This is a genomic window from Microlunatus speluncae, from assembly GCF_009299835.1.
Taxonomy (GTDB): Bacteria; Actinomycetota; Actinomycetes; order Propionibacteriales; family Propionibacteriaceae; genus Microlunatus; species Microlunatus speluncae.
Genome location: NZ_VKCZ01000020.1, coordinates 757882 through 781413, shown reverse-complemented (window position 1 = coordinate 781413; position 23532 = coordinate 757882). Strand labels below are relative to the sequence as shown.

Below are 23532 nucleotides of genomic sequence, written 5' to 3'. Positions count from 1 at the left end.
GCCCGGATTCAGGGCTCGATCGGACGGATCCGCGTCCCGTAGGAGGCCAGCCGGGCGGCGTTGGCCTGATCACCATCGGGCAGGTTCATCGAGCGATAGACCGGCGGCGTGATGCCGGCGGCCAGCATCCGGCGGGCGATCCCCTCGGTGAGCAACTGCACGATCACCACGCCGACCAGGTTGGACAGCGCGCCGATCCGGGTCCCGTCCGGCAGCTCGAGCGCCGCGTCGCCGGCCGGCGCGCCGGTGTTGATCACCACGTCGGCCAGATCGAGCAGCTTCAGTCCGCTCGGATGCCGGCTCGGCACCACGCTGCCGTGAGCCACCGAGCAAACGGCGATCACCGGATGCCCGGCCTCGCGGACCAGCCGGGCCAGCTCGACGACGGATCCGTTGATGCCGGAGTTGGACGCGATCAGGAACGGGTCCCCCGGCCTCGGCGCGGCCAGGGCCAGGATGTCGGCGGCCAGGCCGGGATCGCGTTCCAGGGTGGGGTCGAGGAGGCTGCTCGGCTCCCGATCACCGAAGAAGACCAGGTCCTGCACCCGGATCAGGTTGATCGGCATCAGCCCTCCGGCCCGGCCGGCCATCTCATGGACGACGAGCCGGGCGTGCCCGGTGCCGAAGGCCTGGAGCACCCCACCGGCCGTCAGCGCCGCCGTGATCAGATCGGCGGCGGCGTCGATCGGTTCCAGTTGATCATCGAGCAGCCGATCGATGGCGGCCTTGGCCAGCTCGGGATAGCGATAGCTCATCGGTGTCCTTCTCGGTGCAGGTTGATCAACAGATCGGACGCGCCGGTCACGACGGCCTCGGCGCCGGCCTCGTCGAAGAGGCTGCTCAGCGCCTCGTAGCTGCCCTCGGCGATCGCCTCCGGGTCGGCCAGATACCCCAGGTAGCCGTCGGTGTAGCCGATCACCCTGGTGTGCCGGTACGGACTGGCCCGCTTGATCCGCAATCCGAGGGAGGTGAACGGCTCCACCGGCAGCGTGATCCAGGCGACGTCGGCCAGTGCGACCGCCGTGATCGGCAACGCCCACCGCGCGGGCAGCTCGGCGGCGGCCAGCTCGGCCAGCACCCGGGCCCCGTCCAGCCGGGTCTGCGCGATCCGTAGTGCTCCATGATCAACTTCGGTGGACAGCCGGGTCAGGGCTGCCTCGGCCTCGGCCACCGCGGCCCGGGCCCGATCATGATCGGGGATCGACCGGGCCGGCACCGACAGCGTGCGACGGGCGATCCGCGGGGTGCCGATGAGCGGCTCCGCCGGCCCGGGCTCGCCGAGCACGATCTCGGCCAAGCGGCCACCGATCCGGTCCGCCTCGGCGAACGACTGGTCGGCGCGCACGAATCTGGTGCTGACGTCGCCGGCCACGCCCTGCAGGAACAGCACCGGTGGGTGGCCGGGCAACTCGGCGGCGATCGAACGCCGCGCGGCGCCGGGCCAGTCGGCCGAGTGCTCGAGGTTGCCGGCCGGCAGCACGGTGGGGTGACAGCCGTGATCGATGATCACCGCGGCCGGACTGCCGTCGAGGATCCGTTGCAGGACGAGGATCCCGGCGCTGTCGTCGTACGGTCCGTCGGGCCGCAGCCGGTTGCTGCCGACGCCGCGCACGGGCCGCTCGGCGAAGACCGGCCGGACCGCATCCGCCGGCTGATCATGGATGGCCCGCAACAGAGCCGACAGCCGGCCGGTCAGCCCGTCCAGGGCGGCCGGATCCACCTCGGCCGGATGCCCGGGGTGGATCGATCCGACCCAGCCGGACGGCGCGGCATGGGTGTGCGACGCGGTGATGATCAACTCCGGCGGTCGATCGAACGCCGCGGCCACCAGGCGCCGGCAGGCGTCCCGCAGCACCGGGGTCACCCCGATCACGTCCAGCATGAGCCAGAGCAGGCCCGGATCCCCACCGGCGCCGCGGAGCCACACCGCCCCGGCTTCGAGGTCGTCATGGGTGCCGGTGCTCAGCGCCCCGGCCCGCGCCGCATAGCCCGCCAGCGGGCCGGGCCGACTCGGGGTGATCACCGTCGTGGCCGCGCTCGCCAGCAGGCCGGGATCCGACGGTCCGGGTTCAACGGGGCGGCTCACCAGGCCAGCGAACCTGATCGACCGCGGCGGTGACCAGTGGTCGACCGGTTTCGTCTAGACCACCGTCGCCGATCCCGACGCAGACCCCTTGCATTCTTGGGCTTGCGCGATCACTGACCAGGATTGGTCTAATCCCGGCACCCGTCCGATCGGAGTGGTTCGGCGCCCGGGACGGTGTCGGCTCGTCGCCGTACAATCTCAGTTCCGCCATCGACGGGCTCGGTGGCGGCGTATCCCGGTGGCGAGCCGCCCGGCGGGATGCCTACCATCGGGCACTGCAGCGGCTCGGGGTCCGCCGACGAGCCCTCACCTCGACCGGACCGCGCCAACCGAGGAGACAGCGCGACGTTGACTACACCGACCGAGGACGACGCCCAACGGACGCGGCCGGCCGATCCGCCGGTCCGCGAACTCGAGGCGCCCGATCATCTCGACCGCGACCTCGGCACGCCCCCGCCCCCGGTCCGGCGCCGCCGGCTGCCGTGGTTGGTGCCACTGCTCACCGCCCTGCTCGGCGTCGCCGTCGGCCTCGGCATCGGGCTCGGCTGGGGTCGTTGGTGGCAGCCGCAGCCGACCGTGATCGCCAGCGCCACGATGAAGCCGACGGCCGACTGGCCGACCGCGACCGGCAACGCCACGGTGGAGGTCACACCGCAGGGCGAGCGGTACCTGATCGCGCGCGTCTCGACCCCGCCGGCGCGGGACGGCTACCGCCAGGTCTGGCTGGTCACCAAGGACGGCAAGCGGTACTACCCGCTCGGCGCGATGATCGGCGAGGAACGTCGCTTCCCGCTGCCGCCAGGCCTCGATCTCACCGACTATCAGACGGTCGAGGTGAGCTATCAGTTGATCGACGGGAAGCCCGAGCACTCCGGCGACACGATGCTCCGCGGCCCACTGATCTGATCGCCCCGGAATGATTTCTACTCCCGGCCAAGCGTGCGCTATAGTTTCGCGGGCACCGAGGTTGTAGCGGTGCACCTCACCAAGGCCCCGTAGCGCAGTTGGTTAGCGCGTCGCCCTGTCACGGCGAAGGTCGCGGGTTCGAGTCCCGTCGGGGTCGCAACGGTGGTGCTGTCGAGATCGGCAGCACCGCCGAAGGTTAGGCGGCCGGCTTGGCGCCGGCCACGGCCAGGTAGCTCAGTTGGTAGCAGCGTTCGCCTGAAAAGTGAAAGGTCGCCGGTTCGAACCCGGCCCTGGCCACTCCGAGACGTCAAGCCTGTTCGGTGGCTGTTGCCACCTTCCCGGGGTCTCGTCGTTGTTTCGTTGCGGGGCCGAGCCCCGCAGACCCCGCGTTCCTAGCCCGCTGAGTCCCGCGTTCCTGGCCCGCCAGGCCCGCGTCCCTAGGATGATCTTGGCCCCCCACTTCCGGAAGCACTGGCCTGAGGCGCCAGCCGACTTCTTCGCTGTCGAGGCCGCGGGACTTCGCTGGCTCGCTGCCGCGGCCGCCGCCCCTGTCGTCGAAGTGCTGGAGGCCGACCGCGCCTCGATCACCGTCGCTCGACTCCTCCCCGTGCCGCCGACCTCGGCGGCCGCCGCCGATTTCGGTACGGCCCTGGCCCGCACCCACGCCGCCGGCGCCGCCGCGTTCGGCGAACCGCCCAGCGGCTGGGACGGCGACGGCTACATCGGCCGGCAGCGGCTGACGCTGCGGCCGGAGGCGCGCTGGGGCCGGTTCTACGCCGAACAGCGGATGCTTCCGTACGCCCGCGCCGCCCGCGACCTCGGCCACCTGACACGGCAGCAACTGGTGCCGATCGAACGCGTCGCCGAGCGGATCGCGGCCGGCGACTTCGACGACGACCGACCGCCGGCGCGGATCCACGGCGACCTGTGGTCGGGCAACCTGATCGGCACCGCTCGCGGTCTGGTGCTGATCGACCCGGCCGCCCACGGCGGCCACGGCCTGACCGACCTGGCGATGCTGTCCCTGTTCGGAGCCCCGCACCTGGAGACCATCCTGGCCGCCTACGCCGAAGCCGCCGCCCTCCCGTCCGGCTGGCGAGCCCTGATCGGCCTGCACCAGCTGCACCCGCTCCTGGTCCACGCGGTCTCCCACGGACCCTCCTACGGCTCCGAAGCCGCCGCCCTAGCCCTCCGCTACCTCTAGCTCATTCGGGCGCGGGGCCGGGTGGGAGCGGAGCACTGCGGCGAGGAGGACGCCGATCGCGGTGACGGCGGCGGCGACCAGATAGAGCGGCCGGGGGCCGGCGGCGGAGTCGACGATCATCCCGCCGAGCCAGCCCGCGACGGCGGCGGCGACCTGGTAGCCCGACGCGTTCACGGCCATGGCCAGGGTCGGGGCGGCGGCCGCGGCGGAGAGGACCCGGGCCTGCAGGCCGGGGATGACCGCGAACGCCAGCAGGCCGATCCCGACGACGGCGATCCCGGCCGGCAGCAGGCGGTCGGCCACCGCCCAGGCGATGACCAGCAGTCCGGCCAGACCGGCCAGCAGCACCGGCACCGCGGGCCGCGGGGCTCGATCGGCCAGCCGGCCGCCGAGGAGATTGCCGACCGTGCCGCCGAGGCCGTACCCGAGCAGGAGCAGCGGGACCTGACCGGCGGCCAGCCCGGCGACGCCGGTCAGCAGCGGCGCAAGATAGGTGAAGACGGCCAGCGCGCCGATGTTGCCGACAGCGGTGATCAACAGCGCGGCGAGCACCGGCCGGGCACCGAGGGCTCGCAGCTCGGACCGGGCGGACGAGCGGGGCTCGGCCGGCGCGTTGATCATCGCGGCCACCAAGATCAATCCGAGCAGACAGCCGAGCGCGATGGCGCCGAAGGTCCACCGCCAGCCCCAGGTCTGGCCGATCATGGTGCCGAGCGGTGCGCCGATGATCATGGCCAGGCTCATCCCGAACGCGAGTCGGGCCACCGTCGACGCCGCCCGCTCCGGCGACCCCGAGCGCACCGCGACCACCACGGCATGGGCGAAGAAGGTCGAGGTGACCAGGGCGGTGATCAACCTGGCGGCCAGCAGGATCTCGTAATCGGGCGCCAGCGCCGAGCCGAGGTTACCGATCACCGCCACGGCGAGCAGGGCCAGCAGCAGCGGCTTGCGCGGCAGCGCGGCGGTGAGCGCGGTGAGCACCGGCCCGCCGATGATCATGCCGATCGCGTACGCCGACACCAGCAGCCCGGCCGCACCCGGGGTGACGCCGAGATCGGCGGCGACGGCGGGCAGGATGCCGGAGATCACGAACTCACCGGTGGTGATGCTGAAGACGCAGAGCAGGAGGACGAGGAGAGTCACCCGGGTAAGCTAAAGCCTCACGTCGACGTGAGAGTCAAGTCGGTGGAGGTGCGGGAGGGAGGTGGATCATGCGCATCGGTGAGCTGTCGCGACGGTCCGGGGTGAGCATCCGGGCGCTGCGCTACTACGAGGAGAAGGCGCTGCTACGCCCGGACCGCTCGCCGTCGGGTTACCGGCACTTCGGCGAGTCCGATCTCGCTACCGTGCAGCGGATCCGCCTGCTGCTCGCCGCGGGACTCGGCACCGAATTGATCGCCCAGATCCTGGCCTGCATGGTCGACGAGGCCCGGATGCTCGACGGCTGCCGGGACCGGCTGCTGGTGGAGCGGGCCCGGATGTCCGCCGACATCGATCAGTTGACCACCGCGCAGTCCCTGCTGGACGGTCTGCTGGCCGACCGGGCGTCCTGAGGCCGTTCGTTCCCGGAGCCTGGATCCACCGATCGGGCGCACCAGCTTCGGACAGGGACACAACACCACAGGCCCAAGATCATCGGCGGTCTCCGATTGGGTCTTCGGGGACCTTCTTGGCGTCAGAAGGGGCCCGGTTCGGCCAGGCCTTGCGTCGAGAGTGACCTTATCCACCTGAAATCTGCGAACCAGGGTGGAAAAGGTCACACTCGATGGCTGCCGGACCGGAAGCCGGTTGCCGCTACGCCACCGACGCCGAACCCTGCCCCGCTACTGCCGCGGCTGAAGCCCCATCCGGAACGACACCTCGGCCGCGAAGCTCGCCTCTCACGCGCCGGTTTGGGTCCTCGGCCGGGTTCAGCAGGATCGTGTTCACCGACCTCACCCGTCGACGTGCGGCGAGTGGACAGTTCGGCCAGCTTCCAGACGCAGATCCGCGGCCAAAGCGTCCACTCGCGGAGTGCAGTCGAAGCCCAGCGCATAACCGGTCCTCGGCCGCGACCCCCGGCCGACCGCAAATCCCGCCCGTCCTTGGCGCGTCTTTTTCGGCCGTACGGCCGAAGCCCCAGGCGAGGGCAACCCCGGCCTGCCCTTCGACAAGCTCAGGGAACGAACCCAGCGACCGCCCATTGCACGCGGCCGAAGTGGCCGCGGAAGTGACGGGTCGGCGGGGGTTAGGAGGGGGTGGGGGTGGTGGAGCCGAAGAGGCGGGACAGGAGGTTGGGGCGGGGGGTGGGGGTGGCTTCGATGGTGGGGAGGCGTTTGGTCCAGTCGAGCGGGGTGATGTCGATCTTGCTCGTCTGATCGCCGTTCCAGGCGGCCGGCAGGTCTTCGGCGATCAGCCGGCTGAGCACCTTGGGCATCATCTTGGCGATCCCGGCGTCACAGGCGGCGGCGTCCGGGCCGATGGCGAAGTAGCCGAGCCGCAGCACCCGGGTGTCCAGGGCGGTCTCGAGATCCTGCTCGGTGTAGTAGACGCCACCGAGGATCCCGGCCCGGGAGCCGCCGCGCTCCTTGCACTCCGCCGCGACCAATTCCATCGCGGCCTCCCGGGTGAAGCCGGCGTTGTGCATCGCGACCACCTGGTCGCTCCGGTTCAGCCGGGCGAAGGCCCGCTCGAGCCGGTCGTAGGTCGTCGCGCCGGTCCATTTCCGCTGCAGTTCCTCCGCGGCGGCAACCCGGCGATCGACCTCGGCGCCGATCTCCGCCCGATCGGCCTCGGTCACCGCGCCATCCAGGAACTCGTCCAGGAAGGTGCTCTTGATCTCGTCGGCGGACAGGAATCCGCCATTGATCAAATGATCGAGGACGCGGTCGTCATCGTCGTCCAGCGGCGCCATGCGCGCAGCCTAATCCGGCACCCGGTCAGATCCAATCAGGGACGCCCCGGACGCCGGCCGGGTCACGACTCCTCGATCGCCTTCTTCCGGGCCGGCGTGTCCAGCACGTCGCCGACGATGGCGCCGGATCGCTTCGGGCCGCCGTACCGGGAAATCAAGTTGATCATGGTCTGGACCCGGTTCCGGTTGCCCAGCAGGGTGACGATGTGCACCGCGATCCAGAGCAGCCAGGCGATCAGGCCGCGGCCCTTGATCCCGATCGGCAGCTCCATCACCGCGTCCGCCCGGCCGATGGTGGCCATGGTGCCCTTGTCCCGGTACGCAAAGGGTTCCGGCAGCGCGTGCGCGTGCAGGCGGGCGACCTGACGGGCGGCGTGCTTGCCCATCTGGATCGCCGGCTGGGCGAGCTGGGCCTGCGGGTTCTTGACGATCAAGGCGATGTCGCCGACCGCCAGCACCCGATCGCGGTCGATCACCCGGAGATCCGGCTCGACCTCGATCCGACCGCCCTTGCCCAGCGGCAGCCCCCACTCCTTCAACGCCGAGTCGCCGGCCACCCCGGCCGCCCAGATCACCAGGTCGACCGGCATCGAGGTGTCGTCGGCGAAGTCCACCTTGTCGGCGTGCACCTGGGTGATCGTGGTCTTCAGCCGTACGTCCACGCCGCGCTTGATCAACTCGCGCAGCGCGTAGCGGCGCAGCGACTCGTCGAACGGCGGCAGCACCGCGTCGCCCATCTCGACCAGCACGACGTTGACCCGAGCCGGGTCGAGCTCGGGATAGACCGTCCGGACCGCGTTGTCCCGCAGCTCGGCCAGCGACCCGGCCATCTCCACTCCGGTCGCACCGCCGCCGACCACCACCACGGTGAACTTCCCGGCCCCCGGTTCGGAGTGGCTGGCAATGGTCTCCAGGCCGCCGAAGATCGTGTCCCGGACCCGCAGCGCGTCGGCCCGGGTGTACATCGACATCGAGTATTCGGCCGCGCCCGGGATGCCGAAATGGTTGGTGGTGACGCCGGTCGCGATGATCAGATAGTCGTACGGGATGCACAGGTCGTCGGCACAGATCACCTCGCGCCGATCATGATCGATCCCGGTCACCATGGCTCGCCGGAACCGCACCCCACGGCGCCGGGCGGCGAAGTAGCGCAGCGAATAGGTCACATCGCCGGGATTCAGCCCGCCGGTCGCGACCTGATAGAGCAGCGGCTGGAACGTGTTGTACGGGTGATGGTCGACCAGGGTGACCCGGAACCCCGACCGGGCCAACTCGGCCGTCGCCGCAATCCCGGCGAACCCTGCCCCCAGCACCACGACATGAGGCATCTCGGTCATAGGCACATTCAACCAGTGCCCCTCCGGGCCACCCCGCAAACCCCGGGGCGGCGAAGGCTCAGTCGCAGGCCGGACCGTACGCCCGCAGCCAGCGGCGCAGGTCGGCCATCACGCAGGCCCGGACCGGCTCCGCGGACAGCACCAGATCGTGGATCGCATCCTCGAAGCGGAGGACGGTGACCTGCCGGCCGAGCTTCGGCGCCCGCGCGACGATCTGGTCGACGTCGAGCACGATGTCGGAGCGCAGGAAGGTCTCCTTCCAGCGCACCGCGACGTCGCTGCGCCCGGCGGCCATCACCAGGATCGGCTGCTGCAGCGACAACCCGGCCGCGATCCGCTGGTGGCCGCGCAGGATCGCCCGCAGCCAGCCGACCCGCACGGCCGGGCCCGGCGACTGCTTCCAGGTCTGGTCGTAGTCCCATTCCCCGCCCAGCCCCGCGTGCAGGGTGCGGGCGTAGTAGCCGCGATCGGGCATCGGCAGGATGGCCGTCGGCCGCCGCTCGCCGAGGGCGTCGATCACCGGCGAGCCGAGGGCACGGACCACCCAGGACCCCTGCAGGTCGAGCCAGGGCGAGTTGAGCACCAGCGCGGCCACCCGGTCCTGGTGCCGGTCGGCCCAAAGGGTCGCGACCAGCCCGCCGGTGGAGTGGCCCATCAGCACCAGTTGATCATGATCGGCGAGGATCATGTCGGCGGCCGCGTCCAGCTCCGCGTCGTAGTGATCAAGGTCGGACACGAAGCCGGCCAGTTGGCCCGGGCGCAGGCTGCGGCCGTAGCGGCGCAGCTCCAGGGCGTAGAAGTCATAGCCGTGATCAAGGAGTTCGTCGGCCAGATGGACCTGGAAGAAGTAGTCGTTCCAGCCGTGCACGTAGAGCACAGCGGTCCTGGTCCGCGCACCCGGCCGCAGCCGCCGGACCAGCGTCGCGACCAGTTCGGTGTCCGGATCCTCCCCTACCGCCGACTCGGCGTCGGGCAACGGCAGGTCGAACTGCTGATAACCGTCCAGGACGTCGGGACGCCAGTCGGTCATCGGTGCTCGGACAGTCACTTCACCAGGCGCAGGTTGACCGGATAGCGGTACGGCTCACCCCGGTTGGCCGCGATGGCCGCGAGGATGCACAGGATCAGCCCGGCGATCCCGATCAGCGGCAGCAGCAGCATTCCGATCACGACGACCATCAGCACCACCGCAATGAACTGGGCGATGGTGTAGAGGATCGAGAAGTTCAGTGCCTCGGTCGCCGACTCACGGAGCCAGCCGCTGCGATCCTTGAACACCGCCCACACGATCAGCGAGCCGATGAACCCCAGGAAGGGGATCGACACGTGGGCCACCGTTGCCCAGAGCCGTTCGTCACCCTGGGACAGCGGTGGGTTCGGGCCGACACCGGGTGGATTGGGGCCGCCCGGACCAGGCTGAGGGTCGTGACTCATGACTTCAGCGTAGACCGGTCGCCCCGGTCGTCACCCGGACTTGCGGAGGTATTCGTCCGAGCCGGGGCCGGAGTCCTGGTCGTATTCCGACGCCAGGTCCTCGTAGGCCGGGGGTACGTGCTGGCCCCCCGAGTCACTCTGAAGCTCCTGCTCCAACGAAGAAATATCCATGTCCATCGGACGATATTTCAGTTCGCGGGCAACCTTGGTCTGCTTCGCCTTTGCACGGCCGCGCCCCATATCGGGTCGACCCCCTCGCTTGTGTCTGCCGGCGGACTCAGCCGCGGGCTCAAGTGGTCATGTCGTGACACACAGGCTACCCAATGCTCCCCACTCTGCAAACCTGAGGTCCGGCGCGCTGGTGGCGAAATCCGGACCGGGACATCGCTTACCCTCGGCGGTGATTTCCACTCAGTGAGACCCGCGGCCCGGCGGTGCCCTCGTCCGCCGCCTCGGCCACGCCGCAGATCCAGGCTTCGACGCCCCGTTCGGCCAGTACGGCCCGGGCGGCGTCGGCCGCATCGGCCGGCACCACGGCAATCATCCCGACACCCTGGTTGAGCGTCGATTCCACGTCTGCGAGCGACAGCCCGCCGACCTCGCGGATCAGCTCGAAGACCGGTTTCGGGGCCCAGCTGGACCGGTCGATCACGACCCGGACCGACTCCGGGATCACCCGGGCCAGGTTGGCGGCCAGGCCGCCGCCGGTGACGTGGGCGAAGGTGTGCACCTCGACCGCGTCGAGCAGGGCCAGGCAATCCAGCGTGTAGACCTTGGTCGGCTCCAGCAGCTCCTCGCCCAGGGTCCGGCCGAGCTCCGGCACATCCCGGTCCAGGGCCCAGCCGGCGTCGGCCAGCAGCACCTTGCGGGCCAGTGAATAGCCGTTGGAGTGCAGGCCGGAGGAGGCCATCGCGATCACGGCGTCGCCCGGCCGGACCCGCTCCGGGCCGAGGATCTTCGAGCGTTCGACCACGCCGGTCGAGGCGCCGGCGACGTCGTACGCGTGCGGTTCGAGCAGGCCGGGATGCTCGGCGATCTCGCCGCCGATCAGGGCGCAGCCCGCGGCCAGACAGGCTTCGGCGATGCCGCGGACGATCGCCTCGATCCGCTCCGGGACGACCTTGCCGCAGGCGATGTAGTCGGTCATGAACAGCGGCTCGGCGCCGCAGGCGACCAGATCGTCGACGACCATGCCGACGAGGTCGAAGCCGATCGTGTGGTGGGTGTCCATCGCCTGCGCGATCGCCACCTTGGTGCCGACGCCGTCGGTCGAGGTGGCCAGCACCGGGTGGTCGTACAGCTTCAGCGCCGACGCGTCGAACAGCCCGGCGAACCCGCCGATGCCGCCGATCACCTCCGACCGCTTGGTCTTGCCGACCCATTCCTTGATCAGGTCGATCGACCGGTCCGCGGCCTCGATGTCGACCCCCGCCGCCGCATACGCCGACTGCTGCTCGTTACTCATGGTGCTGCGGTTACCTTCCAGTTTGCTCCGTCGGCGCAGGTTGTCAGATACCGCCCAGCCGGTACAACTCGGCAAATCCCTAGGGGCGGGTGAGGGCGTCGGCGGCGCCGAGGCCGGCGGTGAGGGTGGGGACGCCGTCGAGGTCGGTGCGGCGTTCCACGTCGAGGAGTTGCTTGCCCAGCCGCTCCGACATCGGCAGCTCGACCGGATAGACGCCGTCGAAGCAGGCCCGGCAGAGGTCGTTCTTGGGCACCGTCGTCGCCTCGATCAGACCGTCCAGGCTGACGTAGCCGAGCGTGTCGGCGCCGATCGAGCGGCAGATCTCGTCGGTGCTCAGGCCGTTGGCGATCAGCTCGGCCCGGGTGGCGAAGTCGATCCCGTAGAAACAGGGCCACTTCACCGGCGGCGAGGAGATCCGGACGTGCACCTCGGCGGCACCGGCCTCGCGCAGCATCCGGACCAGGGCGCGCTGGGTGTTGCCGCGGACGATCGTGTCGTCGACCACCACCAGCCGCTTGCCCTCGATCACGTCGCGGAGGGGGTTGAGCTTGAGCCGGATGCCGAGCTGGCGGATGGTCTGGCTGGGCTGGATGAAGGTCCGGCCGACGTAGGAGTTCTTGACCAGGCCGACGCCGTACGGGATGCCGGACTGCTCGGCGTACCCGATCGCGGCCGGGGTGCCGGACTCCGGCACCGGGATCACCAGGTCGGCGTCCATCGGGTGCTGCCGGGCCAGGATCCGACCGATCTCGACCCGGGTCGAGTGCACCCGGCGGCCGGAGATGGTGGTGTCCGGCCGGGCCAGATAGATGTGCTCGAACAGGCAGCCCTTCGGCTCCGGCTCGGCGAACCGGCGGGACCGCAGTCCCCCGGCGTCGACGGTGATCAACTCGCCCGGCTCGACCTCGCGGATGAACGTCGCGCCGACGATGTCCAGCGCCGCCGTCTCGCTGGCGATCACCCAGCCCGACTCGAGCCGGCCGAGCACCAACGGATGGATGCCCTGCGGGTCGCGGGCCGCGTACAGGGCCTCCTCGTCCATGAAGACCAGGCAGTACGCGCCGCGCAGCCGGGGCAGCACCTCGGCCGCGGCGTCCTCGGTGTTGAGATCGGGGTACGTGGCGATCAGCGCCGTGACCAGGGACGTGTCGTTGGCGGTCTCGCCGGACAGCGCGCCGGGCACCAGCGAGCCGCCGGAGCGGTCCCGCTCGGCCAGCCAGTCGGCCAGCTCGACGGTGTTGGTCAGGTTGCCGTTGTGGCCCAGCGCGATGCCGCCGGTCGCCGTCGGCCGGAACGTCGGCTGGGCGTTGGCCCAGACACTGGCCCCGGTCGTCGAATAGCGCGTGTGGCCGACCGCGACATGGCCGCGGAGGGATTCGAGCGAGCGTTCGTCGAAGACCTGGGACACCAGGCCCATGTCCTTGAACACCATGATCTGGGAGCCGTTGCTGACCGCGATCCCGGCCGATTCCTGGCCGCGGTGCTGCAACGCATAGAGCCCGAAATAGCTCAGTTTGGCGACTTCCTCACCGGGCGCCCAGACGCCGAACACGCCACACGCGTCACGCGGACTGTCGTCGGTCTTGGGGGTGTCGCCGTCTTCAGCAGAGGTCGAACTGTCGCAGGGGTGGGCCGGTCGGTGATCAGCACTCGCCACGGCCTCATCGTAGCTTGACCGGCTGGTCCGACCGCATTTCGACATCGGGGCCGGCGGGCCTGTTCCGTTCGACCAAAGCCGGGCACGGGCAATCGCTTGTTCCGTTCCCTGAGCTTGTCGAAGGGCCAAGGTGAATCGGGCCCGCCCTTCGACAGGCTCAGGGAACGGAACAAGCCCGCGTCCCCGTCGCCCAGGATCATGAGGTCGGCTGGAGCTCCGAGGCCTCGGCCGGTACGGCGGAGCGGCGGCCGATCCGGAGCCAGCAGGCGACCAGCACCGCGGCGAGCGCGACGGTGCCGACCATGGCGACGACGACCAGGCCCTGGGTGAACGCCGCTCGGGCCGTCGCGATCAGGGCTTCGGCCTGGCCGGCGGGCAGTTCGGCAGCAAGGGCCAGGGCGCGGGAGATGCCGGAGGTCGCGTCGGCCGGGGCGCCGGCGCCGAGCCCGGCCCGGTAGACCAGGGTGCCGATGCTGCCCAGCAGGGCGATGCCGAGGCCGATGCCCAGCTCGCCGCCGGTCTCCGAGATGGCTGAGGCCGAGCCGGCCTGGTCGGCCGGGGCCGAGCCGACCACGATGTCGGTCACCAGTGCGGTCGCGCCGCCGATGCCGGCGCAGGCGATGGTGAAGCCGATCACCGGCACCAGCGGGCCGCCGGTCGCCGTGGTCGCGATCAGCACCGCGAAACCGATCATGGTGATCCCGATCCCGGCGCAGATCAGCACCCCGCGGCGGACCCAGCGCAGCAACACCGGTGCGGCCAGGGTGCCGATGATCATGGCGACCATCTGCGGCAGCAGCCACACGCCGGCCTGCAGCGGCGTCAGCCCGGCCACCGACTGGAGATAGAGCGAGACCAGCAGGAACGTGCCGCCCATCAGTGCCGCCGTGACGATCATCGTCACGATCACGGTCCGGAACGTGGCGTCGGCGAACAGTCTCAGCTGGAGCAGGGGCGCGGTCAGCCGACGCTGCCGCCGGACGAAGATCACCGCGGAGCCGACGCCGATGATCACCGCGGCCAGCCCGATCCAGACCGGCCCGCCGCGGGCGAATTCCTTGACCCCGTAGACGAACGGAAGGATCGCGGCCAGCGAGAGCAGCACGCTCGGGACGTCCAGCCGGCTCGCCTCGGGTGCCCGATACTCCGGCAGCAGGAACGGTCCGGCGACCAGCAGGATGATCATCACCGGCACCGCGATCAGGAACACCGAGCCCCACCAGAAGTGCTCCAGCAGCAGCCCGCCGACCAACGGGCCGACGGCGTTGCCGCCCATGAAACAGCACATCCAGGCCCCGATCGCGATCGCCCGCTGCCGGTCATCGGTGAAGATGTTGCTGATCAACGCCAGGGTCGACGGGGCGACCGTCGCGCCGGCCACGCCGAGCAGGGCCCGGGCCGCGATCAACACCTCGATCGTCGGAGCGAACGCCGCCACCAGCGACGCGATGCCGAAGACCACCGCGCCGATCAGCAGCAGCCGGCGGCGGCCGATCCGGTCGCCGACGTTGCCCATGGTGATCAACAACCCGGCGATGACGAAGCCGTAGATGTCGGTGACCCAGAGCTGCTCGGTCTGACTCGCGCCGAGATCCGCACTGAGCCGCGGCAGCGCCAGATAGAGCACGCTCATGTCCAGCGACAGCAGCACCGTGGGCAGCCCGAGCACCACCAGCCCGAGCCAGTTCCGTACCGATCCGTTCGTTCCCATGCCTTGAACCCTAATCCAACTGCTTGCATATTGCAATCAGATGGCGGAAGAACCTGTCCGGGGCCTGACCGCCGGTCGATTCGGTGGGATCATGACGCCGTCGGCTCGTCGTACCCCCGGAGGCTCTGATGCATTTCATCGTCGTCAAATTCACCACCAAGCCAGAGTGGTCCGACCGCTGGCTGGAGCTGGTCGCCGGCTTCACCGCGGCGACGCGGGCCGAGCCCGGGAATCTCTGGTTCGACTGGTCCCGCAGCGTCGACAACGAGCATGAGTTCGTGCTGGTGGAGGCCTTCACCGACGACGGCGCCGGACCGCACGTCAACAGCGATCACTTCAAGCGGGCGATGCAGGACCTGCCGCAGGCGTTGGCGTCGACGCCCAAGATCATCAGCCGGTCGGTCGACGGCGACGGCTGGGACGCCATGGGCGAGCTCACCATCGAGTGAGCCGCGCTGATCAACCGACGGGCAGCCGGCCGCGGGCGAGCCGGCGGACGTAATCGGCGACGGCCACGGCCGACTCCTGGCCGGTCAGCGGGCCGAGGTAGTAGCGGCGCCGCTCGGCGCGGTAGTCGGCGAGCGGATCGGTGATCAACAGGTCGTCGAGGACCAGGTCAAGGTTGGCCAGGGACCGCTCGATCACGTACGCGGAACGGCTGATCGGGAAGGCGACCCGGAAGGATTCGATGTCCGGCTCGGACATCGCCATCATCGCGTACGGCCGGCCCGAGGCGAGGAAATCGGTGACCGCGCCGGTCACGTCGGCGATCATCGCGTCGGCCAGGTTCACGCAGTCGGCCAGCGAGCGCTCCCGCTCGGCGGCCGCACCCCAGACGTGCTGGCGACCGCTACGTTCTCGATCATCGGCCAGCAGCCGGTGCGCCTCGGCGATCGACCGCTGGTCCTCGGATCGCTTGGCACTGAACGGATGGCCACGGAAGATCACCGTCAGCTCGCGCTCGAGCAACGCGGCGATCAGCTGTGGCGCCAGCGGCACCGAGGTGTAGTCGTTGCGCGGACTGATCCCCCGCCAGGTCGGGGCATAGAGCACGGTCGGCGGCATCCCGCCCGGTCGCGGACCATCGACGATGTCGCTGATCTGCGGCCGGCCGAGGATGTCGAACCGGTCCCGCGCGATCACGATGCCGTGCGCCGCGTAGCGCTCGACGCCGGCCTCGCCACAGGTCACGATCCGGTCGTAGTCCGCGTGGGTCTTGCGGAAGTTGGCCGGTTTGTCGGAGTCGCCGTGGTTGAGCCAGACGTGAGTGATCTGCTTCAGCTTCAGGAAGGGCCGGTTCCGCTTGCTGTTCTGGACGTAGAAGGCGGCCCGGACCGTCCTCGGCAGCACCAGCTCGAGGTCGGACCGGCGGGGCTCGGCGAGCAAGATCAACGGCGCGGTGCTGATCCGGCGGATCAGGTCGGCGGCCCGGGCGTCGTCGGTGACGATCAGGTACGGCTCGCCCGACGCCGCCAGATACGGCTCCCACATCCGGCACTGGTACTGCGCGCCGTTGTGGCCGGCATAAGCGATCGCGAACCGAGGACGGAGGGCCCGCAACGCCTTGCCGAGTCGGATCCGGGCCGCCCGGCCAGCTCGCGGCTCGGTCGGCGTGGTCGCCGGGGCCCCGGGCAGGTTCCAGGTGCTGATCACCGGCAGTGGCGTGACGTCCGGCGTCTCGCTCCGGCGCCGCAGCACCGCCATCAGGCGCGTCGCAGCCGCCCGCAGATCATGCCCCATCCCTCGGTCCCGCCTCCTTGGTCGGGCGAAACGCTACACGGACGACGGCCGGCGAATCGTGATCCGGCGAATCGATCCGGTGATGGGGTCATAGCTGGGCTCTATATGTCCCCGACTTCGCCGAGTCGACGCACTACGCTGACCGGATGATCGACGTCCGGGCCCGCCTCGGCATGCTGCGTCGGCACCTGTCGGACTACACCCGGAAGAGCCTGATCAACCTGGGCGCCGTGGCCGCCGTGTGCCTGCTGCTGGCCGGTCGCGACCCGGTCAGCTGGACGATCGGCGCGGCCTGCGGAGTGGCCACTCTGGTGGCCCTGATCTGGCAGCGACGCCGGGAGCTGGTCCGGCCGGCCGGCGATCGACTCATCGGCTACTACGTCAGCGTCCGGTCGCTGTTGTTCCTCGCCGTGGCCGCCGGCGCCGCCGTTCGCCGGCCGGGCGATGCCGGTTGGGCGTTCACCGCCGCCGGGGTGGCGATCATGGTCACCCTGGGCGAGCCGATGATCAAGTCGATCCTGACCAGCAAGCTCCAGCACGCCGTCAACCTGCCCGGGGTGCCGGCCGCGGCTAGTCCGCGCGTGCCGCCCGGAGTGCTGGCGCCGGCCGGGCTCGGAGTGATCATGGTCGGCGCGGTGATGGCCCTCCTCGCCCTGCCCGGCTGGATCTGGTTGATCATCGTCGTGCTGGTCACCGTGCCGCTGAACGCCGTCGTGCTGCTGGCCGCGGTGCGGTCGCGGGTGGCCAGCCGGCGGGCCGTACGCGACATCCCGCAGGCCCTGGAACGGCTCCGGCCCGAGTTCGCCGTCTACTACGCGGCGAGCTCCGGCGCCGGCTACCAGCTGGGGATGTGGCTGCCGTACCTGGAGCGGATCGGTCGCCCGTTCGTCGTGATCACCCGGGAGCCGGCGACGATCGCCGTGATCAAGGAACTGACCACGGCGCCGATCCTGGTCCCGCTGGCCAGCGACGTTTCCCGCAGCCTGGACACCATGGTGGTGCCGACGCTGCGGGCCGCGTTCTACGTCCAGGGCAGCCCGGCCAATCAGACGTTCCAGCGGTTCCGGAAGCTGACCCATGTCTGGCTCAACCATGGCGACTCCGACAAGCCGGCCAACTTCCATCCGCGGCACGCCAGCTACGACCTGTTGTTCGTCGCCGGGCAGCTCGGTGCCGACCGGTACGCGGCCCACGGGATCGACGTATCGGAGGAGAAGTTCGTCCTGGTCGGCCGGCCGCAGATCGAGAAGATCATGGTCCGCGACGACCTACTGCCGGCCGGCCCGCGCACCGTGTTCTACGCCCCGACCTGGCGCGGCGGACGGGAGAGCACCAACTACTCCTCGCTGCCCTGGGGCGCCGGCATCGTCCGGGCCCTGCTGCAGCGGGAAGCGACGGTGATCTTCCGGCCGCACCCGGTGAGCTACCGCGATCCCGGCGACGCCGAACGGATCGCCGAGCTGCACCGGCTGCTGGCCGATGATCAACGTCAGTCCGGACGCGAGCACCGCTGGGGGGCGGCGGCCGAACGGGACTTCGACGTGGCGGACTGCTCGAACGCGGCCGACGCGTTGATCACCGACGTCTCCTCGGTCGGCTCGGACTTCCTGGCCTCGGGCAAGCCGTTCGCGATGGTGTCGACCAAGGTCGGCGCCGAGGAGTTCCGCACCGAGTTCAAGGTGGCCCAGGCCGCGTACGTGATCGAGCCGGAGCTGGCCGGGCTCGACGCCGTCCTTGATCAACTCCTGGGCCCGGACGAGCTCCGGGAGCAGCGGCTCGCCTTCCGCCGCTACAGCCTGGGTGATCGCCTCGGGCCGGAAGCCGCGGAGCCGTTCCTGGACCGGGTCAAGGCGATCCTGGACCGCTGACCCAGCGGTATTCGACCTCGGGCCGGCCGGCCCCGCCGTAGCGTGCGTCCCGCTCGGCCAACCGGGCGTCGGCCAGATGCTCCAGGTAGCGCCGGGCGGTGACCCGGGAGACGCCGATCGCCCGGGCCAGCTCGGAGGCCGAAGACGGCGCGTCGCGGAGCAGCCCGACGACCCGGGTCAGGGTGTCCCGGCTGAGTCCCTTCGGCAGTTCCTCCAGGCCGGCCGCCGGTCGCAGCCGGCCGATCATGGCGTCGACGGCCGACTGATCCACCACCTCGGCACCCCCGGCCAGTTGTTCCCGGTAGGCGGCGTAGGCCTCCAGCTTGGTCCGGAACCCGGCGAAGGTGAACGGCTTCAGCAGATAGGAGACGACACCCTGGGCGACCGCCTGCCGGATCAGGGCGACCTCGCGGGCGGAGGTCACCGCGATCACGTCACAGGCCCGGCCGGCGCCGCGGACCCGGCGCAGCAGGTCGAGCCCGTGGGTGTCGGGCAGGTTCATGTCGAGCAGGATCAGGTCGACCTCCTGATCTTCGTTCAGCGCCCGCACCGCCTCCAGGCCGGAGTGGGCCACCGCCGCCACCTCGAATCCGGCCAGCCGGCGCAGATATTCCGCGTTGGCCTCGGCGGCGATGGGCTCGTCCTCGACCACCAGCACCCGGAAGCTCATCGCCGGCCCGCCGCCGGATCGACCATGATCACGAACTCGGCGCCGCCGAGATCGCTGCGCTGCACGTCCAGCCGGCCGCCGAGGCGGCGCACGGTCTGCACCACCAGGGCCAGCCCGATCCCCCGGCCGTGACTGCCGCCCGACTTGCTTGACCAGCCGCGGTCGAAGGCGTGCAACCGGGCCGCGGCGCTCAGCCCGGGCCCGCTGTCGCCGACGACGATCCGCAGCGAATCGTCCTGCAGCGCGATCTCCACCGCGACCTGGCGCAGCCCGTCGACCCGGCCGGCCGCGGCGTCGACCGCGTTGTCGATCAGGTTGCCGATCATGGTGATCAGATCCCGGGACTGGAACCGGTGATCACCGACCACGTCGGCGGAGTTGATCACCAACTCGACGCCGCGTTCCGAGGCCTGCTCGGTCTTGCCCAGCAGCAGGGCGGCGACGACCGGGTCGTCGACTGCTGCGACCACCCGGTCGGTCAGCCGTTGCACCAACTCCAGCTCCGCGGTGGCAAACTCGACCGCCTCGTCGGCCCGGCCCATCTCGATCAGGGAGACCACCGTGTGCAGCCGGTTGGCCGCCTCGTGGCTCTGCGCCCGGAGCGAGTCGGCCATCCCGCGGACGGCGTCCAGCTCGGTGGCGATCGCCTGCAGCTCGGTGTGATCACGAACCGTGACCACGAAGCCCAGCGCCCGCCCGTCGATGGTGGTCGGCCGGCGGTTGAGCACCAGCAGCCGGTCGGCCACCAGCTGCACCTCGTCCCGGACCGGATCGTCGCCGCGCAACGACCGGGTCAAGGTCTCCGGCAGGCCGAGCGTCTCGATCGAGCGACCGGTCGGGTCCGGCGGCAGGCCGAACAGCCTGATCGCCTCGTCGTTGACCAGCTGCACCCGGCCCCGCCCGTCCAGCAACACCAGGCCCTCACGGATCGAGTGCAGCACGGCGTCGTAGTACCCGTACATCCGGCTCAGCTCGGCCGGCCCGAGCCCGCGGGTCTGCCGTCGCAGCCGGCGGCCGATCGCCGCCGCGCCGATCACCCCGATCACCAGGGCGAGGCCGATCGCGAGCCCCAGCGCCGGCAGCGTGCGCAACACCGCGGCATCCAACCGGGCGATGGTGATGCCGACCGAGACCAGCGCCACCACGGTGCCGTCGTCGGTCACCGGGACCACGGCGCGCATCGACGGTCCGAGCGTGCCGGCATATTGCTCGACGTGCGATCGGCCCTGCCGCGCCGGCTCGATGGTGCCGATGAACCGTTCACCGATGTTGTCCGGATTCGGATGGGTGTAACGGATCCCGGCCGGCGTCATGATCACCACGAAGTCGGTCTCGGTGTCCTGCCGGACCCGTTCCGCGTACGGCTGCAGCCGGGCCGACGGGTCGGCCGTGCCGATCACTCGGACGATCTCCGGGGAGTCGGCGACGCTGCGCGCGATCGCCAGGGCCCGTTCGCCCGCCGACCGTTCCACGTCGCCGCGGGCGTCGACGTACCCGAAACCCGCCGCGAGCGCGATCACGGCGAGGGCGGCCAGCAACTGCAACACCATCACCTGCCCGGCGACGGTCAGGCCGCGCCGCCGGGCCACACCGTGTCGCTCCACCGCCGTCCTCCATCGCACTCGGGTTGGAAGAACTCTATGTACGAAACCCGCCGGTCCCGCTCAGGCTGCCCCACCGTTGGAGCGTCCGGATTCGAGAACAGCGTCGTCCCGAGGAGTCACCATGTCGTCCACCGGTGCCGAAACCCCCACCGCTCCGCCACCCCGCAAGCGAGACCGTACCCACTTCCTCTATCTCGCCGTGATCCTTGCCGTGGTGCTCGGCATCATCGTCGGGCTGGTCGCTCCGGACGTCGGCAAGGCCCTGAAGCCGCTCGGCACCGGGTTCGTCGACCTGATCCGGATGATGATCACTCCGGTGATCTTCTGCACCCTGGTGCTGGGCATCGGCTCGGTCCGCAGCGCGGCACAGGTCGGCCGCGTCGGCAGCATCGCCTTGATCTATTTCATCGGCATGTCCACCGTGGCGCTGGCGATCGGGCTGCTGGTCGGCAACGTGCTGCATCCCGGCGAAGGGCTGCGGCTGACCGACGAGCTCGCCGGCCAGGGCAAACAGCAGGCCGAGGGCGGTCAGGAGTCGACGACCGAATTCATCCTCAACATCATCCCGGACACCCTGTTTTCCGCACTGACCACGGAGACCGTGCTGCAGACGCTGTTGGTAGCGCTGCTGGTCGGCTTCGCGCTGCAGGCGATGGGCAAGTCCGGCGAACCGATCCTGCGCGGCATCGGTCACCTGCAGAAGCTGGTCTTCCGGGTGCTGGCGATGATCATGTGGGCCGCCCCGATCGGCGCTTTCGGGGCAATCGCCGCCGTGGTCGGCGCCACCGGCGTGGACGCCCTGAAGAGCATGGCCGTGATCATGGTCGGCTTCTACGCCACCTGCATCGTGTTCGTCTTCGGGGTGCTCGGGCTGCTGCTGAAGATCTTCACCGGACTGAACATCTTCCGGGTGCTGAAGTATCTCGGCCGCGAGTTCCTGCTGATCGTCTCCACCTCGTCGTCGGAGTCGGCCCTGCCGCGGTTGATCGCCAAGATGGAGCACCTCGGCGTGAACCGGTCGACGGTCGGCGTCGTGGTGCCGACCGGCTACTCCTTCAACCTCGACGGTACGGCGATCTATCTGACCATGGCCTCGCTGTTCATCGCCTCGGCCATGGGTGACCCGCTCAGCCTGCCGGAACAGATCTCGCTGCTGGTGTTCATGATGATCGCCTCCAAGGGCGCGGCCGGCGTCACCGGCGCCGGCCTGGCCACCCTGGCCGGCGGGCTCAACTCGCACCGCCCGGAGCTGGTCGACGGCGTCGGCCTGATCGTCGGCATCGACCGCTTCATGTCCGAGGCCCGAGCCCTGACCAACTTCGCCGGCAACTCGGTCGCCACCCTCCTCGTCGGCACCTGGACCCGGACCATCGACATGGGCCAGGTGTACAAGGTCCTCGGCGGTCAGGACCCGTTCGACGAGACCACCATGGTCGATGACCACCAGCCGCCCGCCGAGGCCGCTCCCGCCTCGGCGGACCAGCAGCGCTCCGACTGGCCCGCCCTCCGCTGACCCTCGGCCGACTCCGCCGACCCGTCACATCCGCTTCGACACGCCGCAAAAACGGCCGCGGATGTGACGGGTCGGCGGTTTGTTCAGGGGGTCGCCAGGTTGGCCAGGAACTGGGCTTCGGCGAGGCAGGCGGCGCGGAAGTCGCCCAGGTGCAGGGATTCGTTGGCGCCGTGGGCGCGGGTGTCGGGGTCGCCCACGGCGGTGACGAAGATCGTCGCGCCCTCGAACGCCTGGGCGAACTCGGCCACCATCGGGATCGAGCCGCCCTGGCCGACCTGCACCGGCTCGACGCCCCAGGCCTCGGCCATCGCGGACCGGGCGGCGTCGGCGTACGGGCCGGTGAACGGGATCGTCGACGGCTGGCCGACATCGCCCGCGGTGACTGTCACCTGGGCGCCCCACGGGGCGTTGGCGACGAGGTGCTTGGTCAGCGCCTCGAGCGCGGTGGGCGCGTCGTCGCCGGGTGCGAGCCGCATGCTGATCTTGGCTCGGGCGACCGCATGCAGGGTGTTGGAGGCCTTGGCGACCGGGGTGGCGTCGAGCGCGATCACCGATATCGCCGGCTTGGTCCACAGCCGCTGCACGATCGATCCGGTGCCCAGCTGACGTACACCGTCGAGCATGCTGGACTCGGACCGGAAACGATCTTCGGGATATTCCAGATCCGGGCCCTCGCTGCTCGCAAGACCGGCCACCATGACGTCTCCTTGATCATCATGCAGCGTGGCAACCAGTCGGCAGAGGGCGGTCAGCGCGTCCGGCGCGACGCCGCCGAAGGAGCCGGAATGGATCGCATGATCGAGGGTACGGACCTCGACGTAGCAGTCGGCCAGGCCGCGCAGGGTGGTGGTGAACGCCGGCTGCCCGACTTCCCAGTTGGCCGAGTCGGCGATCACGAAGATGTCGGAGGCAAGATCGTCGCGATGGGCCTGCAGCAGCGCCGGAAGGCCACGCGAGCCGATCTCCTCTTCGCCCTCGATGAACAGCTTCACTCCCACCGGCGGCTTCCCGTCGAAGGCCCGCAGCGCGGCCAGGTGCACGGCCAGCCCGCCCTTGTCGTCGGCGGTGCCGCGACCGTACAACCGGCCGTCGCGCTCGGTCGCCTCGAACGGGGCCGAGTCCCACAGCGCCGGATCGCCCTCGGGCTGCACGTCGTGGTGCGCGTACAGGCAGACCGTCGGGGCTCCGGGCGGCGCCGGCCAGGAAGCGATCACCGCCGGCTGGCTTGCCTCGGTGGCGATCCGCACCGACGCCGCCCCGGCGTCGCGGGCCAGCTCAGCCACGAGTTCGGCACTGCGCTGGACCTGGTCCGCGCGGCCCGGGTCGGCACTGACCGATTCGACGGCGACCAGCCGCTTGAGATCATCCAGGACTCCGGGCATCACCCGTTCGACCGCTGCACGTACTGTCATGTCCGACACCCTACGAAATGGGAGAATCGCGT

General features: G+C 70.3%; 21 protein-coding genes and 2 tRNA genes. 8 read left to right on the top strand and 15 right to left on the bottom strand.

Translation table 11 applies throughout. The features are described 5' to 3' along the window. Nucleotides 1-8: 8 nt before the first annotated feature. Nucleotides 9-755, bottom strand: coding sequence for a sugar isomerase domain-containing protein (locus FNH24_RS29095; protein WP_152365702.1), 747 nt, complete (start codon nt 753-755; stop codon nt 9-11). Then, nucleotides 752-2086 carry a hypothetical protein gene (locus FNH24_RS29090; protein WP_152365701.1) on the bottom strand — a complete coding sequence of 445 codons (1335 nt, stop codon included), beginning with the start codon at nt 2084-2086 and terminating at the stop codon, nt 752-754. The genes FNH24_RS29095 and FNH24_RS29090 overlap by 4 nt, the downstream gene beginning before the upstream one ends. Nucleotides 2087-2434: 348 nt before the next feature. Between FNH24_RS29090 and FNH24_RS29085 the strand changes: the two genes are divergently transcribed. From FNH24_RS29085 to FNH24_RS29070, 4 genes are all read left to right on the top strand, one after another. Next, the gene (locus FNH24_RS29085; RefSeq protein WP_161606370.1) at nt 2435-2992 is read left to right on the top strand and encodes an anti-sigma factor domain-containing protein; all 558 of its coding nucleotides are present in this window, start codon (nt 2435-2437) and stop codon (nt 2990-2992) included. Between the two features lie 83 nt (nt 2993-3075). Then, nucleotides 3076-3149, top strand: a tRNA-Asp gene (locus FNH24_RS29080). Between the two features lie 66 nt (nt 3150-3215). Further along, a tRNA-Phe gene (locus FNH24_RS29075) sits at nt 3216-3289 on the top strand. A gap of 145 nt (nt 3290-3434) precedes the next feature. Then, nucleotides 3435-4196, top strand: coding sequence for a fructosamine kinase family protein (locus FNH24_RS29070; protein ID WP_152365699.1), 762 nt, complete (start codon nt 3435-3437; stop codon nt 4194-4196). Here FNH24_RS29070 and FNH24_RS29065 read toward each other — a convergent pair. Further along, nucleotides 4176-5339: an MFS transporter gene (locus FNH24_RS29065; protein ID WP_152365698.1), complete on the bottom strand. Its 1164-nt coding sequence runs from the start codon at nt 5337-5339 to the stop codon at nt 4176-4178. The genes FNH24_RS29070 and FNH24_RS29065 overlap by 21 nt on opposite strands. A 68-nt stretch (nt 5340-5407) precedes the next feature. Here FNH24_RS29065 and FNH24_RS29060 point away from each other — a divergent pair, with 68 nt between their 5' ends. Continuing rightward, complete coding sequence (locus FNH24_RS29060; protein ID WP_152365697.1) at nt 5408-5749, top strand: MerR family transcriptional regulator; 342 nt, start codon at nt 5408-5410, stop codon at nt 5747-5749. 674 nt (nt 5750-6423) lie between these two features. Here the strand turns inward: FNH24_RS29060 and FNH24_RS29055 are convergent. The 8 genes from FNH24_RS29055 to FNH24_RS29020 all read right to left on the bottom strand — a co-directional run bounded on the left by FNH24_RS29055 (nt 6424) and on the right by FNH24_RS29020 (nt 14693). Beyond that, the gene (locus FNH24_RS29055) at nt 6424-7089 is read right to left on the bottom strand and encodes a DUF6891 domain-containing protein (protein WP_152365696.1); all 666 of its coding nucleotides are present in this window, start codon (nt 7087-7089) and stop codon (nt 6424-6426) included. Nucleotides 7090-7151: 62 nt separating this feature from the next. After that, nucleotides 7152-8426 (bottom strand): NAD(P)/FAD-dependent oxidoreductase, encoded by a 1275-nt coding sequence (locus tag FNH24_RS29050; RefSeq protein WP_152365695.1) that lies wholly within the window; start codon nt 8424-8426, stop codon nt 7152-7154. 58 nt (nt 8427-8484) lie between these two features. After that, on the bottom strand, nt 8485-9456 hold the full coding sequence (locus tag FNH24_RS29045) for an alpha/beta hydrolase (RefSeq protein WP_152365694.1): 972 nt from the start codon (nt 9454-9456) through the stop codon (nt 8485-8487). A gap of 14 nt (nt 9457-9470) precedes the next feature. Next, entirely contained in the window at nt 9471-9860 is a 390-nt protein-coding gene (locus tag FNH24_RS29040) for a DUF4870 domain-containing protein (RefSeq protein ID WP_152365693.1), read from the bottom strand. Nucleotides 9861-9890: 30 nt separating this feature from the next. Beyond that, nucleotides 9891-10100 carry a DUF3073 domain-containing protein gene (locus FNH24_RS29035; protein ID WP_152365692.1) on the bottom strand — a complete coding sequence of 70 codons (210 nt, stop codon included), beginning with the start codon at nt 10098-10100 and terminating at the stop codon, nt 9891-9893. Between the two features lie 148 nt (nt 10101-10248). Then, nucleotides 10249-11325 (bottom strand): phosphoribosylformylglycinamidine cyclo-ligase, encoded by a 1077-nt coding sequence (gene purM, locus FNH24_RS29030; RefSeq protein WP_152365691.1) that lies wholly within the window; start codon nt 11323-11325, stop codon nt 10249-10251. A gap of 79 nt (nt 11326-11404) precedes the next feature. After that, the gene (gene purF, locus FNH24_RS29025) at nt 11405-12877 is read right to left on the bottom strand and encodes an amidophosphoribosyltransferase (protein ID WP_425486918.1); all 1473 of its coding nucleotides are present in this window, start codon (nt 12875-12877) and stop codon (nt 11405-11407) included. Between the two features lie 301 nt (nt 12878-13178). Continuing rightward, complete coding sequence (locus FNH24_RS29020) at nt 13179-14693, bottom strand: MFS transporter (protein WP_152365689.1); 1515 nt, start codon at nt 14691-14693, stop codon at nt 13179-13181. Nucleotides 14694-14821: 128 nt separating this feature from the next. On the opposite strand from FNH24_RS29020, the gene FNH24_RS29015 reads away from it, so the two are divergent. Continuing rightward, a complete protein-coding gene (locus tag FNH24_RS29015) occupies nt 14822-15142 on the top strand; it encodes a putative quinol monooxygenase (protein WP_152365688.1) in 321 nt (106 codons plus the stop codon). Between the two features lie 10 nt (nt 15143-15152). On the opposite strand, the gene FNH24_RS29010 is transcribed toward FNH24_RS29015, so the two are convergent. Next, the gene (locus FNH24_RS29010) at nt 15153-16433 is read right to left on the bottom strand and encodes a CDP-glycerol glycerophosphotransferase family protein (protein ID WP_152365687.1); all 1281 of its coding nucleotides are present in this window, start codon (nt 16431-16433) and stop codon (nt 15153-15155) included. A gap of 146 nt (nt 16434-16579) precedes the next feature. On the opposite strand from FNH24_RS29010, the gene FNH24_RS29005 reads away from it, so the two are divergent. Next, nucleotides 16580-18301 carry a CDP-glycerol glycerophosphotransferase family protein gene (locus tag FNH24_RS29005; protein ID WP_152365686.1) on the top strand — a complete coding sequence of 574 codons (1722 nt, stop codon included), beginning with the start codon at nt 16580-16582 and terminating at the stop codon, nt 18299-18301. On the opposite strand, the gene FNH24_RS29000 is transcribed toward FNH24_RS29005, so the two are convergent. Then, nucleotides 18279-18971 (bottom strand): response regulator, encoded by a 693-nt coding sequence (locus tag FNH24_RS29000; RefSeq protein WP_152365685.1) that lies wholly within the window; start codon nt 18969-18971, stop codon nt 18279-18281. The genes FNH24_RS29005 and FNH24_RS29000 overlap by 23 nt on opposite strands. Beyond that, nucleotides 18968-20575: an ATP-binding protein gene (locus FNH24_RS28995; RefSeq protein ID WP_217428592.1), complete on the bottom strand. Its 1608-nt coding sequence runs from the start codon at nt 20573-20575 to the stop codon at nt 18968-18970. The genes FNH24_RS29000 and FNH24_RS28995 overlap by 4 nt, the downstream gene beginning before the upstream one ends. Nucleotides 20576-20696: 121 nt before the next feature. On the opposite strand from FNH24_RS28995, the gene FNH24_RS28990 reads away from it, so the two are divergent. Then, nucleotides 20697-22088 carry a cation:dicarboxylate symporter family transporter gene (locus FNH24_RS28990; protein WP_152365684.1) on the top strand — a complete coding sequence of 464 codons (1392 nt, stop codon included), beginning with the start codon at nt 20697-20699 and terminating at the stop codon, nt 22086-22088. An 83-nt stretch (nt 22089-22171) separates the two neighbouring features. Here the strand turns inward: FNH24_RS28990 and FNH24_RS28985 are convergent, their stop codons facing one another. Continuing rightward, on the bottom strand, nt 22172-23500 hold the full coding sequence (locus FNH24_RS28985) for a dipeptidase (protein ID WP_152365683.1): 1329 nt from the start codon (nt 23498-23500) through the stop codon (nt 22172-22174). Between the last annotated feature and the right edge of the window lie 32 nt (nt 23501-23532).

Bases quoted from the DNA above. Each gene is read 5' to 3' on its own strand.
- FNH24_RS29095 (WP_152365702.1), bottom strand. From the start codon at position 755: ATGAGCTATCGCTATCCCGAGCTGGCCAAGGCCGCCATCGATCGGCTG.
- FNH24_RS29015 (WP_152365688.1), top strand. From the start codon at position 14,822: ATGCATTTCATCGTCGTCAAATTCACCACCAAGCCAGAGTGGTCCGAC.
- FNH24_RS29045 (WP_152365694.1), bottom strand. From the start codon at position 9,456: ATGACCGACTGGCGTCCCGACGTCCTGGACGGTTATCAGCAGTTCGAC.
- purM (WP_152365691.1), bottom strand. From the start codon at position 11,325: ATGAGTAACGAGCAGCAGTCGGCGTATGCGGCGGCGGGGGTCGACATC.
- FNH24_RS29020 (WP_152365689.1), bottom strand. From the start codon at position 14,693: ATGGGAACGAACGGATCGGTACGGAACTGGCTCGGGCTGGTGGTGCTC.
- FNH24_RS28985 (WP_152365683.1), bottom strand. From the start codon at position 23,500: ATGACAGTACGTGCAGCGGTCGAACGGGTGATGCCCGGAGTCCTGGAT.
- FNH24_RS29050 (WP_152365695.1), bottom strand. From the start codon at position 8,426: ATGACCGAGATGCCTCATGTCGTGGTGCTGGGGGCAGGGTTCGCCGGG.
- FNH24_RS29060 (WP_152365697.1), top strand. From the start codon at position 5,408: ATGCGCATCGGTGAGCTGTCGCGACGGTCCGGGGTGAGCATCCGGGCG.
- FNH24_RS28990 (WP_152365684.1), top strand. From the start codon at position 20,697: ATGTCGTCCACCGGTGCCGAAACCCCCACCGCTCCGCCACCCCGCAAG.
- FNH24_RS29070 (WP_152365699.1), top strand. From the start codon at position 3,435: ATGATCTTGGCCCCCCACTTCCGGAAGCACTGGCCTGAGGCGCCAGCC.
- FNH24_RS29035 (WP_152365692.1), bottom strand. From the start codon at position 10,100: ATGGGGCGCGGCCGTGCAAAGGCGAAGCAGACCAAGGTTGCCCGCGAA.
- FNH24_RS29010 (WP_152365687.1), bottom strand. From the start codon at position 16,433: ATGGGGCATGATCTGCGGGCGGCTGCGACGCGCCTGATGGCGGTGCTG.
- FNH24_RS29000 (WP_152365685.1), bottom strand. From the start codon at position 18,971: ATGAGCTTCCGGGTGCTGGTGGTCGAGGACGAGCCCATCGCCGCCGAG.
- FNH24_RS29040 (WP_152365693.1), bottom strand. From the start codon at position 9,860: ATGAGTCACGACCCTCAGCCTGGTCCGGGCGGCCCCAATCCACCCGGT.
- FNH24_RS29005 (WP_152365686.1), top strand. From the start codon at position 16,580: ATGATCGACGTCCGGGCCCGCCTCGGCATGCTGCGTCGGCACCTGTCG.
- FNH24_RS29055 (WP_152365696.1), bottom strand. From the start codon at position 7,089: ATGGCGCCGCTGGACGACGATGACGACCGCGTCCTCGATCATTTGATC.